Consider the following 15,913-nt stretch of genomic DNA (forward strand, 5'->3'; position numbering starts at 1 on the left):
ACCTGCTGCCACTGTCACCATCACCATAGACACGGTCGCCCCTGATGCGCCAGTGAGTGTCACCGTTGGCAACGATGATGGTTTCATCAATGCAGCAGAAGTGGATGTAGATGGCAATGTCGACGTTATCGTCGGCCTGCCTGACAATGCAGTCGCTGGTGATACCGTGATTGTCAATGGGGTTGAACAAGGCGTGACGCCTGATGACATTGTAAACGGCACCGTCACCGTTAAAGTACCAGCCCCTGTCAATGGTGACGTACTTGAGGTCACCGCCACCATTACCGATGCGGCGGGTAACGTATCGGGTGCCTTAACAGACACGGCTGGTGTGGTCGACATCATAGCCCCTAATGCCCCAACGATTGATACGCCCATCGCCATTGATGACATCGTCAATGACGCTGAAGCCACCGCAGGCTTTACTGTCACAGGTACAGGCATTGACGGTGACACCATCACCTTAAGTAACGCAGCAGGGGGCGTGATTGGCACGGCCACTGTGATAGGCGGCACATGGAGCATTGCCGTTGATCAAGCGGATGTGGATGCCATGGGTGAGGGGTCAGAGGCCTTAAGCGCCACCGCCACCGACCCTGCTGGGAATACAGGACCTGCTGCCACTGTCACCATCACCATAGACACGGTCGCCCCTGATGCGCCAGTGGTGGACATTGCAGAAGCTGCTGGTGGTGTGAATGCCGATGAATTTGTAGATGGCGTTCAGACCCAAGTGACTATACCGACTGGCACCTTAGCAGGCGATACCATCACCTTGACCGTGACGCCAACAGATGGTGGTGATGTTACCAACACAACCTATGAGGTCACAGACGCTGATATCATTAGTGGTGTGGCTGAGGTCACCATTCCAAATGGCATGGATGGTGTCAGTATGAATGGCAACTATAGTGTAGTAGCTACTGTGACAGATAGCGCTGGTAATGTTAGTGCTCCAAGTAATGTTGCTAATTTTGATCTGAATACCACTTTTGATGCTCGAGACGATTCAGATACTTTGGATCTAGGTGAGTTACAAGAAACCACTTATGATCCGGTAACTGGATCTGGTTTAGTCATACTTGGTGCTCTTGAAGGTAGCGATGGTATAGAGAGTGGTCTTGGCTTTACAGTTAATGAAGGTACGAGTGGTACTGTAACTATCGGAGTCCAACAGACTGCACTAGTACAAGTAGCTGATGCGATTAGTCTAGAGATTTATGATGATCAGGGTAATCTTCTTTACATCGCTGCTAATGAAAACAACCCACTTGTAGGTAACGTTCTTGGCTTAGAGGTTTTAGGTTTAACAAACAACGCTGGCGGTTTGACAGCAACTATATCTGGTCTAGAGCCAGGTGACTATACGATAGTAGTTAGTAAAGATGATAGCTTATTAACAGAGTTAGTAAATGGTCTCACGTTAGCTGAGCTAGGTGAAGCTGGTGTAGTATTAGGACCTGAAAACCAAGATCTCATTTTAGATGCAGTAGGAGATGCGCTAGGCCCTCTTGGTGATTTAGTTGTCGGACTTCTTGAGCCAATTCTCACACCATTGCTCTCTTTACCTGATGGTCTAGGACTTGAGGAATTAGAGGATACTCTTGAGGGCTTAGATTTAGGTCTAGGTGTAGGTTTAACGGTTACACAAATTGATCAAATACTTGATAATGTAGTTGCGCCATTACTCAGTAATATCTTAACGTTACTCGAAACGACCGACATCACAGCCACAGTGACTGAGTTCGACTATGCTAACAATACTGTAATCACAGGTAATGTTATTGACCCTAATCCGGGGGCAGAAGGTGAGGATGGTGAAGATACGGTTACTCCTGATACGACAGTTACTGACATAGGCAGTAATAGCAATCAGGTAGAGCCCACATCTGAAACAGTCGATGGTATAACGGTATTTACCATACAAGGTCAGTACGGTGTTTTAATTATCGATGAAAATGGTGACTATACTTATACTGCAAACGGTGATTTTGCATCATTAGGTCAGTCGGAGACATTTACTTATACGGTTTCTGATGGCATCACTAGTGATACGGCACAATTAGTTATCAATATCGATGCTACGACACCACCTGTAGATGCAGTAGATGATCTTGGTACAGCAGAGATAGTCGTTACGCCTATCACGACTACTGAGACTTTATCCAACTCAGCGACATCAGTGTTGAGCCTCCTTGGCGCTGGTAATATTCAAACTGCAGTTGATTTCAATATTGCGGAGAACAGTACAGGCTCTGCAATAATTGATATTTCTGCCACTGGAGCAGTTGATGTTCTAAACAGTAGTAGCTTAGCTCTACAGGTAAGAGATGCTAGTGGAACCTTTGTTAACGTTGGTAACTCTAATACCAATACTGGTTTGATTGATGTGCTTGGCCTCTTTGGTACGAATGCACGTTACGAGATATCAGACCTACCAGCTGGTGAATACCGTCTTATAGGTTATGTTAATCCGGCAGTTGGCGTTATCACAACTGGTACCATAACAGCCACGGTCACTGAAACAGATTTATCATCTGTAGCATCTATAGACACATTAGCTGCTGAAGGTAATGTGATCGATGAAAATGACGCAGCAACATCTGATACGATAGTTACTTCAGTTGAGTTTGATGGTCAATCATTCAGTATTGATGGTACAACGTCTATCATAGGTGATCATGGTACGTTAATCATAGACGCTACTGGTGCTTATACTTATACACCGAACTCTAGTCTTGTTGAGATCGGTCAAACAGACGTATTTACCTATACTATTGTTGATACGGTCACTAATAGTACCGATAGTGCCACACTAACCGTCGGTATCGAAAGTGACTACCCCGCAGTCAACTTCCCAATCGATGCGGTAGATGATGTAGCAACTACAGAACTGATTGTGAATCCACTAGTGACAACGCAAACCATATCTTTATATGATGATGTAGCTATTGCTGGCACTGCAGAAGTTTCACAACAGTTTACGATTACTGGCGACTCAGGATCAGCAGTCTTTAGCGTCGCGTCAAGTGCTTTATTAGGCGGTACTGACCTCATTGTAGAAGTACAAGCTGGCGCTTTTTGGTTAGAGGTTGCTGATCAGGCGGATGCTGGGGTGCTTGAGCTGGGAAGTCTATTGGGGGATCGCTTAGTTCTGACGTTAGACAATCTAGATCCAGGTAATTATCGTGTGATCACTAGAGCAAGTGGAGTAGGTGCTAGCGTGACTCTGAATGGGTCTGTGACGTCAGTAGATTCAGATGTCGCAGGCACTTACGGCTCGCAAGCTGCGGTTGGCAATGTTATCAGTGAAAATGATGATGTCACTTTATCGACTGTTGTATCGTCAGTCGATGGTACAAACGTTATTGGTGCCACTGTTATTGACGGCTTATACGGTACGCTAACGATTAAACCAGATGGCTCGTATTTCTATCAACCTGATCCAGATACTAACGTTATCAATCAAGTAGAAACGTTTGAATACACGATACTTGATGGTTTTAATAATACCGATACAGCCACACTGACCATTAATATTACGAGTGATTGGCCTGCACCAGCGCCAGTTACTGCAGACAGTATGCCATTCGATGATGGTTTTATATTTGCTGATGATAGCAGTGATGACACTATCGAGCTACCTGATACATCATTGACTTTATCAGATGAAGGGCTTGATGTTCTGAGTTTTGAGGGCGCAGATCAAGTGATTAGCTTAGCGGATCTTATTCAACCTGAAACGCTTGATATCATCGATATCAGTGGCTTGGGTGCGAATACCTTGAACGTGGCGGCTGAAGATATGAGTTCCACTCTTTATATCAAAGGTGATAGTGATGATACCGTTGATTTAGGCGGCGCTGGCGATGACCTTAGTGATACCGATGGCGCTGGTAATCCCTCAAGTTGGATCGATACAGGAGTGGATGTCACAGATACGGGTGGACATGCATATAATGTATGGCAATTAGACAATGATATATCTACTCAGATGTACATTGATACGAATATTACGAATGTTATCTAATATTCGGTAATTGTATTTATAAATTCAAAACGCTCTCGAAATGGGGGCGTTTTTTGTATCGTATTTCTAATTTTTCAAATATAGTTAAGGGGTATTCAAAAGTAGCGATTCAATATAATTGCTTGATATTTACGTTGATTAAAAAACAGCATGAAAAAATAAAAAGGATAATAAAAACATGGATGAGCCTATAAAAATAAAGCGTTTGATGAGTCATCTAGCAGACAACCTTCCAGCCATTTATGACCGTTGGATACAAACTCATATTGCTCATATAGACAATAAAAATAATATAAAAGCGAGTAGCACGGACACTTTACCTGGTACTTTTGTTCTATCTATATCTGATGGGTATAAAAAAGCCAAAACAGTTACTTTCATCGTTGATGACTTGATAAAAGCAGATAAAACCGATAGCGCCAATCGCTTTGCAGATTTTGACAAAATACTACCTATCATTCACGCAAAAGTAGACAAACTCTCAGCAAAGTTTGACGCACCAATGGTGTGGCTGCGACTTGAGTGGCTGCATCAGGCAACATTCACAACGTGGACAGATTTACAGCAAGATTTAAAACGCTTTAAAAGAAATTACTATCGCTCAGGTATTGCGTTTGAAGGCATACGTGAGCCATGGTTATTGCTGACAGAAATGGAGCTAAATGCCAATGCTTGTCTCTATGCAGGAAATACTGTGGCTCATGCACAGGTAAATAATACTAATCTTGATGTCTACTTTAAGGCGCGCCATGGTAGCAGCCAAATACCCAATTTTCGTGATGATTTACCAGTAATTAGTTTCAACACAGCGGGTGTGTTCCTTGATGGCGATACGGGTGATTGTCACAATCTTGATATAAAGCCACGATTTAAAGGTCACCGCAAGCTGTTGCCGCTCTCAGCTGATACGACTCACCCTATCATTGAGCAGTCCACGCAGTATTTAGCCAGACAAGTCCAGCCTTCGGGCCAGTATGTCTATGGATATTTTCCTTGTTTTAATCGCAAGATAAATACTTACAATAGCTTGCGTCATGCCAGTAGTACTTATGCATTAATTGAAGGTTATGAAGCCTGTCGTGGTTTTAGTCATCTTAATAGTTCTAACAGTTTAGATAGCGTAAATATAGCTATGCCTGCCAAGTTAAGTTTGACTGAGATGCAGAACAATATTGATGGCTCAATGAGCTATCTGACTCATCAATTGATTCACACCTATGATGACAAAGCGTATGTCATAGATACAGGTGGCGAGATCAAACTGGGCGCCAATGCAGTCGCAATATTGGCAATCGTCAAGTATTTGCAGGTATTTGCAGAGACACCATTGGTAAGTGAATACCGTGATTTGGCCAAGAAGTTAGCGCTGGGCATCACTGAGATGCAGCAAGAAGACGGCAGCTTCGTGCACGTATTACATAAAGATTTAACCCTCAAAGCAAAACATCGCATCATTTATTATGACGGTGAGGCTGCATTTGCGCTCATGCGCTTATATGGTTTAACCAAAGATGAGCGCTGGCTAAACTGCGTGACTCGTGCTTTTGATTATTTTATCGAAGCCAAGCATCACCGTGCTCATGATCATTGGCTGTCTTACTGCTCAAACGAGCTCATTATCTATAAGCCCGAAAAAAAGTATTTTCAGTTTGCGGTCAATAATATCGCAGGCTATACCGATTTTATCAAAAATCGCATCACCACGTTTCCGACCCTGCTTGAGCTGTCGATGGCATTTCACAAAATGCTATTGAAACTTGATGAGCATCCAGAGTTCCATGACGTATTAGTAGGTTTTGATACTCAGCATTTTTATCAAGCCTTACATGCGCGCGCCAATCATTTAATGAATGGCTTTTTCTTTCCCGAGATGGCAATGTTTTATAAAGCGCCGCAGACTATTTTGCATGGGTTTTTTATCCGTCATCATTCATTTAGAGTGCGTATTGATGATGTGGAGCATTACCTATCAGGATTGATTGCGTATCAATATTTTTTAAAAACAGGTCAATATCCAAAAGTCGCGACAAAAAAATTTCGAAGTGCCAACCAGATAGCCACTAAAAACAATGGAGAAACGTTGCCTCGAACACAGGCAGACAGCCCAAAATTAAAGCAATCTGTATTAATACCTCATGCGCTTGTAGCGGCAACCAAAGGTAGGTGGCTGGTCACACCAGCAGAGGATTGGTCAGCGACAGGGATTTGCATTTGGCCACCCAGTTTTGAGTCAGGTCACATAATAGTGGCTCGAGGTAAGACAATGGATGTGGGTTATCTCTCGAAAAAAACGGTGGCATCTTTAGTAAAAAGGGGCGCTGCTGCGATCATCACTGATGATATGGAAGCCTATAGAGACATGGGCATCCCTGTATTGTACGTACGCAATGTGCGTCAAGCGACGATAGATATTGGTCGTTATGCTCGGCAGGCGTTTAATGGTCAAGTCATTGGCATCACGGGTAGCGCAGGGAAGACCACGACCGTCCACATGTTGGCGCATACCCTAAATAGTTTTGGCGAGGCTCATTACACGCAGTCTAGTGCAAATTTGCCCGTCGGTATCGCATGGAACTTGGCCTGTATGCCGCCATGTAATGACTACTGGGTGTTAGAAATGGCGATTGGGTCTATGTCTGTCAATACCGATTTGGTGCGTCCTCATGTGGCGTTGATTACCAATATTGCACCAGCGCATCTTGAGTATCATCATAATACCGATAATATCGCGCTCAAAAAATCGCGTATTTTTGAAGGCATGGCACCAGGTTCTTTAGCCATCGTATGCCGAGATATTGAACAGTATGAATTGATTGAACGTCTCGCACGCATTTGGGGTATTCGTGTCATTAGCTATGGCAAGCATGAAGACGCTGTCATTAGACTAGTAAACTATGGCCAAGAAGACGGACAAGCACAGACAGCAATAGACCATAAGACTTATACGCTGAGTCTGTCAGCCCGTGGTCAGCATATGGTTCTGAATGCAATGGCTATTTTAGCGGTGGCTCAGCATTATCATTTATCAATTGATAACGCTATCACTAGATTGGAATTTTTTACAGCCGTTGCTGGACGTGGACAAGTACTTGATACCACTTATCAGGGCCGAGCAATCACGCTCTATGATGACGCATATAACGCCAACCCACTCTCCATGCAATCGGCGTTCGAAACCTTTGAGCAGTTAGCGGTACCCGCGCATCAAAAAATACTGATTTTGGGCGATATGCTGGAGCTTGGTAATGACAGTCGCAAATATCATTTAACACTGGCGCCCATTATCGAAGCGATGAATTTTAGAGTGTTGCTTTTGGTTGGTAAGCACATGAAAGTATTGGCAGACCAGCTTAAATTATCAAATATACATGCTTATTATGCCGAAGATACGCAAACGCTAGCGACTCAAATACCTAGTTTTATTAAAAAAAATGACCATGTTTTTATCAAAGCCTCTAACGGTATTGGTCTTAATAAACTGTTTTTAAGGGAGCAAAACGATGCCGTGCAAAATCAAGACACAGACTCTGCTGAGCTAAAAAATAGGCTGTTAACAGAGGTTAAAACGAATGCTGCCATATTGGTGGAACGTTTTGAGTTAGACGAATATCAGTTTAGCGAACATAAAGTTATAACGTCTGTCCAACCAAACACTCCAAAAATGATGGCGTCACTGGCGAAACTAATGACCGTCATGCTGATATTGGACAAAGTCAAACAGGACAATATTGACCCAGCGCAAACGCTCATTGAGATGCCTGTGGATTTATTAAAAGGCAGTAGTGAGTATCATCAGTTTTATAAAAAAGGGGAGAAAATCCCATTAATCATACTTATTAAATCTGCTTTAATCGCCAGCTCTAATGAGGCCGCCTTTGCTTTGGCTTGCTGGCATTCTGGTAGCGAAACCAATTTTGTGCCGCATATGGTTCGTAAATCGCACTTGCTTGGTCTCACGCAAAGCCATTGGAGCAGTTGTACAGGACTTGAACGACGGGCTTATACCACGGCCCAAGACATGAGTACGCTTGCAAAAGTGTTTATCAGTCAATACGCAGTAATTGCTTCCTACTGCTCTTTGCAAGCTTTTACACATAATAATAAAAAAGTTTTTAATACCAATAAATTGATACGTTCTTATCCAAACATTAAAGGATTAAAAACGGGCAATCTGGTTGGTATTGGCTCTAATTTAATCAATTATTGGGTGGATAAGGACGTTCATTACCTCAGTATTGTTTTGGAGGCTGAAAATCGAGAGACTTGCTATGCATTGTCTGAAAGAATAATGGAGATGTGTGTTCAACCTATTATGCGAACATAAATTTTGAGTGATTTTTATAAGGATTTACCAATTTATCAAACCTTCTGTGTGTTGAGGTTTGATTATTTAAATTATTGGTGCTTAAATTTTACGACCAACACCGATTTTATTTTCTCTTAAGGATTCGCCATGTCTTTTATTCAAAAAATCACATATATGCTTAATTATCAATAAAAAATGGACAATAATAAGAGTGTAATGCCAACAATATATTGTCGTAGCCCCTGTCTATAAAGGCGTAGCAAGTAATAAAACATGACGCTGGTAGCATGGTGTCTATTTTATATTGACTTGACTGCATCTTGTTTTATCAAAATTATACTGAAAATTACTCATGCATTTTATTTTTTATAATAGTAGATTAATAGTTGAGTCTGCAAGCCTATGACTAGATATAAAAAATTCTGCTTAAAATTCTATAGATTCATCAGGTTACTTCGTATTAATTTTTCTATCATTCATATCTCTTTATACCCATCTGTTATTAAGCCCAATCTCGGCTGATTTATTGCTTTAAACATTTCTTTAGCCAGTATATGATTGTTTTATACTCTAAGTTTTAGTAAGGTTTAACACACAAAAGCTAAACACTTAATCAAGCGCATTTTTATAGGGCTAGCTACTGAAACTTAATATGAAAAAACCGTCAAACAAAAACCAGTTATGCCATCGGCTGTTACGTTGCCATTATGTGACGCTTTTAGTAGTTGGTACGTGTTTTACTATGACAGCGCAAGCCGCCGTACAGGATTTGCGGGTAGACAGTTTGATTACTCAAGCCATTCAGACGCATCCTCTGGTAGGCTCGGCAAGAGCCAATCAGCAAGCTACTACAGAAGGCATCAATGCAGCAAAGCTCAACCTTTTACCGACACCCAGTGTGAGCTCAGGCTACGATAGAGACAATGATTTTATCTCTCAAGTGTCTATTCGCCAGCCTTTATGGACGGGTGGCAAGCTGACCGCCGATGTCAATCAAGCCATCTTTGATGATAAAGCCGCCACAGAATATATCTACGAACAACAAAACCTCGTTGCCAAAACAACAATTGATGCGTGGCAAAGCTATATCCAAGCGATTGCAAAACAAAATGTTCATTCAGAAGCCTTAAAAGAGCTCAGCGAGTTTGAGGCTATGATGCAGCGCCGCGTGGGGCAAGGTGTTTCTGCTCGCATTGAGCTGGATCTTGTGACCAACCGCATCTTGCAAGAACAAACGGCTTATCAAGCAGCTGGCGAGCAGCAACGTATCGCAGCGGCGAGACTTGAGCAGATCATCGGTCAGCCTTTATCGCAAATAAGCGCTATGAGTCTTCCTGATATCAAAGTATTGGTCAATCAAGCCAAACAACAATCTGCTAACTTCGAAAAAATGGCATTTGAAAAAGCCAGCTTTTATAACCCCGTCATCGTCAAAGAGCATTTTCAAATCGAATCTGCCAAACAAGGCGTCGAGTCACAGCAAGCCGCTCGTTATCCCACCGTTTATGCTCAATACGAACACGCCTACTATCATGACGATAATGAAAATGACGGCAAGTTTTCGCTAGGATTGAGTTATGCGCCCGGCGCTGGGTTTTCTAATCTGGCGTTGGCACGCGCCTCTCAGGCACAGGTCAATAGCTTGGTACAAACGCAAGAAGCGTCACGCCGTCAGGTGATTGAGAATATTCAGGTTCAGTATCAGCAGTTTGTAAGCGCAAAAGACCGAGAAAACTCACTCATTGCTGCTGTGGTAGGCGCGCAGATTGTCGTCAACTCTTATCGTAGACAATTCATTGCTGGGCGTAAATCATGGCTTGAAGTATTGAACGCTGTTCGCGAACATAATGATTATAAAGTGCAGCTGGTACAAACGCGCGCAGACATATTGGGTGCATTTCACCGCCTACAAGTAGATTTCGGTACGATGCCGTGGCAACAGTTTGGGCACAACCGTCAGCCTGTGACGTTATTTAGACCGACAGATCCTGTCAGAGAGTGGATAAATAAACAGGATAAAAAAGCAGCCAGCCAACGCTTGGGCTATCAGCCAGAGATGTCAGATGCCAATGAAGAATACATAGAAATCAGACTGCCTGCTGGTGTAGAAGAAAGCCTAAATAAAGGCGAACGTATCATGCTAAACGATGACTATAGCATTACGCCTATCGTTGAAGGAAACAGTGTCAATTAAACAAAATACCACGACCAAAATAATCGGGCTACTAATCATATGGCTGTCCCAAATATCAAATAAGTGATGACTATGAGTTCAAACTTGAAACCGACGAAAGCAGATTTTGTTCATCACGATGAGCAAAACATGCCTGATCAGAGTGAGATGACCTCAAGCCTCGTAGATGCCATCAAGCATTTACTGAGTCAACAAGGATATCCAGTCGATAACATACGTCTGAACGATGTCGTTAAACAGTACAGTGAGCATCCCAAAAACAACCAAAGTATTCGTGAAGTGGGCGGTATTATTGCGGTCTTGGAAGGTATTGGTATTACTGATATGCCAGAAATACTAGAGCAGCCAGACGCCGCTTTTTTACCATTATTGGCCTATCATCCTGATTTAGGGTGGGGGGTTGTCGATGGTCAGACACCGCAAAAAAATTGGAATTTTCGTCAAGAGAAACGTCATGTTCACACACGTGCCGATGAGCTGTCGTTAATCCTAAAAATCCGTTTGAAAGACGACCCTGCCAAACAGCGTAAAGTGTCTTTCTCTGATTTGCTTAAGTCAGATTTAGGCAATTACAAAGGTATTTTGATTGAAGCGGTGATTGCGACATTTTTGATTAATGTATTGGCATTGGCGGTGTCGCTATTCTCTATGCAAGTTTATGACCGAGTGATTCCAACGCGCAGTGAATACACGCTTATTATCTTAGCCAGTGGTGTGTTTCTTATTATTCTTTTTGAAGCCTTTATGAAATTCTCACGGTCGAGAATCATGGATAAGGTGGTTGTGGGACTCGATCAGTATTTGTCTCGCGAAGTGTTTCAGCGCTTGCTCAAAGTGCGTATCGACCAGATGCCAGGATCGGTGGGCTCTATGGCAGCGCAGTTACGCGGCTATGAGCAAGTACGTAGCTTCTTTACGGCAAGTACTTTATTTGGGTTGGTCGATCTGCCGATGACCATTATTTTTGTCAGCTTAGTGGCGTTTATTGGGTCACCTCTGGTGGCTGTCGTCCCTGTGATTGCGGCGGTGATTGCGATAGTCATGGGTTTGTCTGCGCGCAAACGTATTGATGCGATTGCGGCTGAAGGCGCGACGGCCTCTTATTATAAGACAGGCTTGTTGGTAGAGGCGGTAGAAGGGGTTGAGACGATAAAAGCAGGGGCGGGCAATTGGAAGTTTTTGTCACGTTGGCTTGATGTGATGAATGTGACGATCAAAAACGATCTGGATATGAAGCACACCAATGACAATCTCACGTATTTTACCCAAATGCTGCAACAAGTCAGTTATGTAGGAATCGTGATCGTTGGCTCGTTTGTGGTGATACAAGGCGATATGACCATGGGTGGATTGATTGCCTGCTCGATATTGGGTGGGCGAGTGCTAGCGCCAGTGATGACGCTGCCCAGTCTGTTGGTTCAGTATTCGCATGCGAAAGCCGCCAAGCTCAATATCGAAGCTTTATTTGAGCTTGAGCAAGACAACCATGGCGTCGCCTATCCTTTGTCGCCTAGTCGCATTAGTGGTTTTTATCAATGCGACAATCTGGTGTTCAATTATAAAGACAATGATAGGGCGGCTATTAGCATTAACAATCTGACCATTCGTCCAGGTGAGCGTATTGCCATTCTTGGCCCCATAGGCTCAGGAAAATCTACTTTGCTAAAAGTATTGGCTGGCTTATATGCGCCTACCAAAGGAAAGGTATTGTTAGATGGGTTGGATATTCATCAAATCAGCCGCGAAACCTTGAGTGAGTGTTTGGGGTATTTGCAGCAAGACCATCGACTGTTCCAAGGCACATTGAGAGAGAATTTATTGATAGGAATGGCGGCACCTGATGACGATATACTACAAGACGCCTTGATGAAAACAGGACTGATAAATCTGGTGTCCAGTCATTCAAGTGGTTTGGATTTGCCGATTAGTGAAGGCGGTCGCGGCTTATCAGGCGGACAAAAACAGCTCGTTGCATTCACGCGTCTGCTTTTAACCAAACCCAATGTGTTTTTACTCGATGAACCCACAGCTTCGATGGATAACAGACAAGAACAGCGCTGCTTGCAGGTACTGAAACAAGCCTTGAACGAGGGTCAGACTTTTATTGTATCGACCCACAAAACAGCGCTACTAGAATTGGTGGATCGCCTGATTATCATGGACAATCAACGAATTATTATGGATGGTCCAAAACAAGTCGTGCTTGATGGGTTAAGAAAAAACGAGCAAACAAAAGCACAAGCGAGTCAAACACAGAGCAAAACCACTACCATCAAACCTATCCCCACCAAAACCCAAATACAGGCGCAAGGTAAGTAGAGATGGCAGACTATAAATATACGCCCACAAAACTTAAGATTGGCCGCTCAAGATTGAGTATTTGGATCGCTTTGGTGGGCATCATTACGCTACTCATATGGGCATCCTTCGCTAAGATTGATCAAGTAACGCGTGCCAAAGCAACGGTGATTGCTAGCGCACGCACGCAAGAGATTCAAGCGTCAGAAGGAGGCATACTGACAAAGTTGGCAGTTGTAGAAGGTCAGGAAGTAAAAGCAGGACAGCTGCTGGTGGTTTTAGAAGAAGAGCGTGCCAAAGCGGCGGTGGATAACTCTGCCTCTAAGACAGCGGCATTAAAAGCCAAACTGTCACGTCTAAATGCAGAGATTTTTGAGACGCCTTTGGTCTTTCCAAAAGAGGTCAAAAATTATCCAGAATATGTACAAAACCAAACCGCCCTCTATAATCGTCGTAGGCAAGCCATCAACGAAGAGGTTTCTTCACTTGAAAAAATGCTCGTGCTGGCAAGACAAGAGCTTAAAATGAATGAGCCGTTATTGAAGTACGGTGATGTCAGTCAAGCAGATATCATAAAGCTGAGTCGTCAAGTCGCTGACATCGAGGCGCAAATCAATAACAAGCGCAATAAGTATTTTGAAGAAGCGCAAGCGGAGATGACCAAAGCACAAGAAGAGCTAGATACCGAGATTGAGGTGCTGCGAGACAGTCTGCAAGTATTAGAAGAAAAGCGTCTGCTGTCGCCGACAGAGGGCAAAATTAACAACATTAACGTGACGACCATTGGCGGTGTGGTAAAACCAGGCGAAACCATCATGCAGATCTTGCCGACCAGCAGTGATCTTGTGATTGATGCAAAAGTCAGTCCTGCTGATATTGCCTATGTGCAAGAAGGACAAAGCGCAACCGTCAAGCTCGATGCTTATGATTATTCAATCTTTGGGGCTATGAATGGCACAGTAAATTACATCAGTCCAGATACCTTGATAGAGCAAACGCCCAAAGGTGAAGAACCTTACTATCGGGTATTGGTTGTTATTACTGGTGCTGAGTTTGAAGGTCGGGAAGATGAGATCGTCATTAAGCCTGGTATGACAGCTTCTGTCGATATCAAAGCAATGGAGCGTACGGTACTGTCTTATCTCACCAAACCTATCACCAAAACCTTGTCAGAAGGCATGGGGGAACGATAGTAAAGGGTTGATAAACCTTGAGCGTGCAAACAATAAAACCCCAGTTACTCGCTGGGGGTTTATTATCAATGCAATGTTGTAGTTATCTTTAGAGTGAATCACCTTGGCGCTCTTGTTCAATCACCTTGTTGGCGCTTTGACTGTCACTGGTATCAACGCCATTTCTTAACCGCTGCGCCTCATCTATTTTTTGCTGATTGCGGTTTTTGACCTCATTAATGGCGGCGCTCAATTGGCTGTTAATGTCTTCTACTTCAGATTTTACCGAGAGATAGTCTTTGTCTATTTTTATAGTGGGCTGCTGGGTCGGCACGTCGATAGACAACAAACCAGCACGAGTCTTGATACTCTCTAGCGCCTCGATATTGTCTGACGGTATCGACACAGACATCTCCTCTGTATCGGGACTTGGCGGCTTGATTTTTTCGGCACGCGATTTAAGCGTGGACGCTGACTTAGTAGGCATTAAAACCGAGTCTTCGGTCAGTGTTTGAGCAGCGCTGATGTCGTCTGTCTGTGCAAATGTGATAGGGTTTTTCTGAGTCGTTGATGGTGTTTCTGTCGTATCTTTGGAGCTGACGGTATTTACATTTTTGTCAGGTGCAGTATAGGTTTTGGCAATGGTAGGTGGCAAGTCATCTATAATGTCAGGCGTCACGGAAGGCTTGGCCATATCGATACGACTATTGGTCACTGGCAGCGAATCTTCTTTATTCACATTCATATAAAAAATAAAGAAAAACCCCACGTGCACCAATATCGCAAGGCACAATGCCCAAAGCCATTTTTCACGAAATATTATCATTGGATGACGATACCTTTTATAGGTGATAGCGTGCGGTCAGTATCTTGAGACTATAAATGAGGTTAACAAATAATGTCGCACGTTGCTATCGATATCAGTCATTACAAACGTTGGTTTTAAAAATAAAACATACCTATTAAACCAAAAAACCCTTAAGCGATATGACTGAGTATAAAATATCATCATATTGCTTAAGGGATTGCTAGTGTTATAGCAAGTATGGTCACTGCTACTAAAGAGCGTCGCCTATTAGGCAGCGCTTTCTGCATCGTTGCGTTTTTCAATTTTGTGCTGGTCTTCGGTATTGTCAACTTTCCAATAGCTTGAGATGTATAAATGCGTTTTTTCTATCGGACGATCGACTTTAAAAAATTGACGTAGTGCGCGCATGCTATGAAACTCACAAGCTGCCCATACCGCGGGCTCTCCTGTTAGCCACGTTAACGTTTTGGTGTGCGCAAGTAATGGACAGTTCTCTGCGTTTGGCTCTGCATTGATAACCCAGTGAATATCAATGTTTTCGGGTTTTTTGAGCGTTTGACTATCGTCCTCTGTTTTTATCTCAATGATAGCATAGCCACGCGCATCATCAGGAAGCTGGGCAAGATTGACAGTAATTGCAGGTAGGGCCGTCATATCACCAATTAATAAAAACCAATCGGCATCATTGTTTATAAGCTTCTTTGGACCAGGGCCACCCACTAGGATTTTATCTCCGATTTGGGTATTGCGTGCCCAAGTAGAGGCAGGGCCTTCAGCATCATGTAGCGCAAAATCCACATCTATCTCGTTGTCACGTTGGACGCTGACAGTATAGGTGCGCATCAATGGTTTATTTTCTTCGCCCTGAGGGAATATGAGTTTGATATAGGCGCTTTCTTGATCGATAGGAAAATCTATCAACCCTTCACCGCCAAGTGTGACGCGGCACATATTTGGCGTAAGGTACGTTGTACGAATGACTTCAAGCACTCTTGGATTAGATTTTGCCATGGGTATTTCCTTTTTGTATAACGATTCTTTTGATACGGTGTTAATGAGCGTATGGCTTATTATCTTGTGACGGTGTGACAATAATAAAACCCGT

The 15,913-nt window shown here is 43.3% G+C and carries 7 protein-coding genes; 5 read left to right on the top strand and 2 right to left on the bottom strand.

All coding sequences use genetic code 11. From position 1 onward, the window contains the following. The 5 genes from CZ794_RS04145 to CZ794_RS04165 form a co-directional block, all read left to right on the top strand. A partial coding sequence (locus CZ794_RS04145) for an Ig-like domain-containing protein (protein WP_143515700.1) occupies positions 1–4,030 on the top strand: 4,030 nt, incomplete at its 5' end. A 178-nt stretch (positions 4,031–4,208) separates the two neighbouring features. Then, positions 4,209–8,354: a Mur ligase family protein gene (locus CZ794_RS04150; RefSeq protein WP_087040379.1), complete on the top strand. Its 4,146-nt coding sequence runs from the start codon at positions 4,209–4,211 to the stop codon at positions 8,352–8,354. Positions 8,355–9,078: 724 nt separating this feature from the next. After that, positions 9,079–10,530 carry a TolC family protein gene (locus tag CZ794_RS04155; RefSeq protein ID WP_256958858.1) on the top strand — a complete coding sequence of 484 codons (1,452 nt, stop codon included), beginning with the start codon at positions 9,079–9,081 and terminating at the stop codon, positions 10,528–10,530. A gap of 72 nt (positions 10,531–10,602) precedes the next feature. After that, positions 10,603–12,849 (top strand): type I secretion system permease/ATPase, encoded by a 2,247-nt coding sequence (locus tag CZ794_RS04160; protein WP_087040381.1) that lies wholly within the window; start codon positions 10,603–10,605, stop codon positions 12,847–12,849. A gap of 2 nt (positions 12,850–12,851) precedes the next feature. Further along, a complete protein-coding gene (locus CZ794_RS04165; RefSeq protein WP_087040383.1) occupies positions 12,852–14,021 on the top strand; it encodes an HlyD family efflux transporter periplasmic adaptor subunit in 1,170 nt (389 codons plus the stop codon). A gap of 88 nt (positions 14,022–14,109) precedes the next feature. Here the strand turns inward: CZ794_RS04165 and CZ794_RS04170 are convergent, their stop codons facing one another. Beyond that, positions 14,110–14,826, bottom strand: a complete 717-nt coding sequence (locus CZ794_RS04170; protein ID WP_087040384.1) for a hypothetical protein — start codon at positions 14,824–14,826, stop codon at positions 14,110–14,112. Positions 14,827–15,075: 249 nt separating this feature from the next. After that, on the bottom strand, positions 15,076–15,819 hold the full coding sequence (locus CZ794_RS04175) for a siderophore-interacting protein (RefSeq protein ID WP_087040386.1): 744 nt from the start codon (positions 15,817–15,819) through the stop codon (positions 15,076–15,078). Between the last annotated feature and the right edge of the window lie 94 nt (positions 15,820–15,913).

Origin of the sequence: Psychrobacter sp. JB385, assembly GCF_900163785.1 — a bacterium.
Classification (GTDB): domain Bacteria; phylum Pseudomonadota; class Gammaproteobacteria; order Pseudomonadales; family Moraxellaceae; genus Psychrobacter.